The organism is Anaerobacillus alkaliphilus (assembly GCF_004116265.1).
GTDB lineage: Bacteria > Bacillota > Bacilli > Bacillales > Anaerobacillaceae > Anaerobacillus > Anaerobacillus alkaliphilus.
In genome coordinates, this window is the sequence record NZ_QOUX01000056.1 from 1 (window position 1) to 476 (window position 476).

Here is a 476-nt window from a genome sequence, read left to right on the forward strand (position 1 = left end):
TTCCTTTACCATCAACAGTATCACGCGTTGAAGATAATAATTCAAACCTATCTTATTCGGGCTCATGGATTACTACCTCTAGTAGTAATTATAGTGGTGGCACTTACAGTTATGCTTCTTCACTTAATGCTAGTGTTGAATATACGTTTACTGGGACAGGCATTCGGGTGCTCTCTTTAACTAGCACTAGAAATGGATTAATGGACGTTTACATTAATGATCAAATTATAACAAAAGTTAACCTATATTCTGCTTCTGTTTCCTATCGTGTGAATGTGTTTGAGAAACTAGATCTTCCTTATGGGACTCACACCATTAAACTAGTAAATCCTGCTCAAATAGGTCACCATTCTGCAGTTGAAACTCGGATTAACGTTGATGCTTTTGATGTAATTGCTCCTATTTTACCTAACGCACCAACGGATCTCCATGCTCAACCTGACTTTACTAGCGTAGGTCTTTCATGGGAAACAAAT

General features: G+C 37.6%; 1 protein-coding gene. It reads left to right on the forward strand.

The genetic code is table 11. The features are described from left to right. On the forward strand, positions 1 to 476 hold a 476-nt coding region (locus tag DS745_RS24810), incomplete at both ends, for a hypothetical protein (RefSeq protein WP_206662963.1).